Below are 2627 nucleotides of genomic sequence, written 5' to 3' on the forward strand. Positions count from 1 at the left end.
GTCTCGTGGGCTCGGAGATGTGTATAAGAGACAGGTTTAATACAGAAGAATTTGTAGAATTCTTATAGAAAAGCATATATTTATATTCAAGATTAATTAACTATAATAAAATTAATTTTATGTTATAACTAACTATAATTCTTGAATATATGTAAATGGGATTTTCTTATCTTTTTTATTTATGTGATGAAGAAATTAGGCATAGGAAAATTAAACAAACGTTTGTTTAAAATATTTTAGTTATGAATCAATGTGTGAGATATGATGAGTTCCGTGTTCACTTGTCCGCTTAGTTAATTTCTCATTTATTATATAAATTTTATATAGCAAAGAAAAAAGCATCCTCTATGGATGCTTCCTCTAAAAAATTTATAACTACAAGTTCTTCTTAACTGTTTTTCTAAATAATTTTCTTTCATAGTGGCCCCTCATACCCATAACCGTATCCATACCCATAGTTGTGAGAAAAAAAGCTATTCATTAAAAATAATTGTTTAAGTGACCAGAGAAGATTAGGAAACCGAAACATACGAAATGGAATGTAATCACAATTGCAAGGATATGCATGAACGTATTGTTGGGCCAAAATTTATGCTTCTTGTTTTTTCGTTCGAAAATATCAAATAAAATAAACAGAACAATATGATATAGAGCATAAATAATATATTGGGCAATATCATGACCTGTAATGTGCCAAATTCCCATGATAAAAAAGTTTAAAAAGACACCAATATATGAAATCATATATCGATTTTTAATGAGCTTTTTCTTTGTTGCGAAAAAGACAAAGCGCATGTATACAAAATCGCGAAGCCAGAATGATAAACTCATATGCCAACGATTCCAGAAATCTTTAATATTACGACTGATAAACGGTTTATTAAAGTTTTCTGGTATTTTAATACCCATCATATAACTGACACCAATTACGAATGAGCTATAACCTGCGAAATCGAAGAATAGATAAAAACTATAGCTATACATGTAAATCATATTTGATAAAATCGTATCTTGGTGAGCGATTGTTGCACTCATAATATGTTGGTTTATTAAGTAAGCAAGTATAAATTTATACAGAAAACCTTGAAAAATACGGTTAATACCCTTGTATAGTAGATTTTGATATTCTTCAGCACTTGGTGGTTTTTGAATATCTTTTTGGAACCTGCGATACCGATCGATAGGTCCAGTCGAAATAGCAGGGAAGAACAAAATGAATTCCCAGAAATTAAAAAATGAGCATTCTTTAATTAAGCCATCACGAATTTCAAATACCATTTGTACTGCCCTGAATGTTACATAAGATATACCAGTAAAAACAATGAATTTTAATTCAGGTACAAATGGTGCAATTTTTGCCAAAATTAGTGGCAAAATCGACAAAATAATGGCCATGTAAAACATGAACGTATTATTATTTTGTTTTCTTAGTAGTAAATAGCCTTTAATAAGGACATATTGCCAAATAATAAATACTGCTAACATCATTGCTTGATTTGGTTTATCCGAGAAGATAATAGCAAGCATAATTAGCGTTAAGATAGCATTATATTTACGCAACATTTTACCTCTTAATCCAGCTACGATAGTAGGTATCAATAAAATCCCCACTATAGCAAAAAAATAAAATGATCCATATGCGATCATGCTGTAACCTCACTTTATAATGTTTTGCAATCCTTCATCCCATTTGGTGTCATGGAATAATGGATTGGCACATGACTTTGGAATTATATAGTTTAATAATCACTCATTGCATTTTTGGGGTCACAGATGCTAATGAATACTTTTTCTATAACCGCATATGCCGGAGCAATTTGTTCCTCTGAAGCCCCATGCATAACTTGTAACGCTAATCCATTCATCGAAGCCAACAAAGCCCTGGAAAACGCTTCTAAATCTGGGATTTCTACATTGGAAGTTTGCGCATATTCTTGAATTAGGTCTATCAGTTGGTTCTGTAGAACTCGAATTTCTTCCATAATTTTTGGTGACCAAGCCGCTGCTGCCAATAAACAAAAATACACTTTTCTCCATTCAGAACTTTTGAATTGGTGATGTACTACAAATATAAGTTTTTTCATTTTCTCTGAAAAATCTTGTATATTTGAGAGCTCCTTTTGAATTTCTTTAATTTGTTTTTGCATGACATAAGAGGTAGCGTTAACTAATAATCCCTCCTTTGTTGGAAAATAATAATGAATTAAACTTAAAGTAATTCCCGCTTTCGTAGCAATATCTCTTAATGTAATAGCGGTTGTACCTTTTTCAGCTAAGCATTCAAACGTAGCCACTAGTATTTGATCCCGAGTAGCTGTTTTTTTAGAATTAGACATTGTACTTCACCTTCTTATTTTTAGTTTGGTCAACCGACCAATAAATATAAATTTATACTACTCTATTAGAACGTTTTTTACAATATTGAGTACCATCCCCATGTCCACCAAGCTAAGGTTTTGAAGTACACCTTAAATGGAAATTCTCTTTCTCTACAGTTAGTTATTTTGAGAATTCAGCTCATTTTTTCTTTAAGTTGATGGACATGTGGCGGTACCCCACATCCATCAACTTAAGGATTTAGACTATTCTTGAAGGTGAAAGCACGTTACTATTCTCTTATGTTAATG

The 2627-nt window shown here is 31.4% G+C and carries 2 protein-coding genes; both read right to left on the reverse strand.

Features of this window, described 5'->3' with window-relative positions:
* Nucleotides 1–480: 480 nt before the first annotated feature.
* Entirely contained in the window at nt 481–1647 is a 1167-nt protein-coding gene (gene dltB / locus JDS80_RS30505; protein WP_199640795.1) for a D-alanyl-lipoteichoic acid biosynthesis protein DltB, read from the reverse strand.
* Between the two features lie 92 nt (nt 1648–1739).
* Complete coding sequence (locus JDS80_RS30510) at nt 1740–2336, reverse strand: TetR/AcrR family transcriptional regulator (RefSeq protein WP_199640796.1); 597 nt, start codon at nt 2334–2336, stop codon at nt 1740–1742.
* Nucleotides 2337–2627: the final 291 nt, after the last annotated feature.

The organism is Bacillus cereus group sp. N8, from assembly GCF_016483685.1.
Taxonomy (GTDB): Bacteria; Bacillota; Bacilli; order Bacillales; family Bacillaceae_G; genus Bacillus_A; species Bacillus_A proteolyticus.